This is a genomic window from Rahnella sp. BCC 1045 (assembly GCF_019049615.1).
Taxonomy (GTDB): domain Bacteria; phylum Pseudomonadota; class Gammaproteobacteria; order Enterobacterales; family Enterobacteriaceae; genus Rahnella; species Rahnella contaminans.
Genome location: NZ_JAFMOZ010000031.1, coordinates 1 through 741 on the forward strand (window position 1 = coordinate 1; position 741 = coordinate 741).

At 34.7% G+C, this 741-nt stretch carries 1 protein-coding gene; it reads right to left on the reverse strand.

Features of this window, described 5'->3' with window-relative positions; translation table 11 throughout:
- Positions 1-678 (reverse strand): DUF4422 domain-containing protein (locus J1782_RS00170; RefSeq protein WP_217151892.1); only part of this gene is annotated, 678 nt, incomplete at its 3' end.
- Between the last annotated feature and the right edge of the window lie 63 nt (positions 679-741).

The window sequence follows — 741 nt, forward strand, 5'->3', positions numbered from 1 at the left end:
TTTTTCTTGGGCTGAATAATTGTCAAAAGAAATTTCATTCTCTAACTCATCTAAAATACCAAACAGCCATGATGAGTATTCATCAAATAGCTTTTTCCTCATGATATACATATTCGTATAGTAACCGTCTACAGCTGTATTGAAAGACTTAACAGCAGCATAATACTCAGGGTGTTGCCGCAAAAGAACATCTATAGCCGCTTGATAATCTCCGATATGTAAATGTTCGGAGACTTTATAATGATGATAATTATTTTTGCTTCCTGCAGCTTTGACAGACCATTTTTTAGGGACAACAAGATCAGTGTCCTCTAGAATTTTAAGAATTTGCTTTTCATTTAAACCAAATTCGGCTTGGTATTGCTCATTGATTTCCTCACAATTAACCATACCCCAATTGTCTTCTGGCTTTTGCTGGTCACCAGAGAGGTTAAAATGTCGACGATAATGCATGAAACCCACATAATCTGTAGGTATGGCATTCTTCCATACCCAATAGTGTGCAGTAAGCTCACAATAAAATGGGTTTTTATAGGAAATGTTATCACCCGTGTCGTCGCCTTGACAGCAAATAACATTATTCGAATTTGCCTTACCAACATGAATTGGTTTAATTAAAGGAGAATCTAAAAATGCACTCGGTTTATGGTGACAAGTGTAAATAGAAACAGTGTTCATACATTATTCCATCAGTTTCGAAATTATTTATATATAAAGTTAAGACATTGCTTTTTTATATGC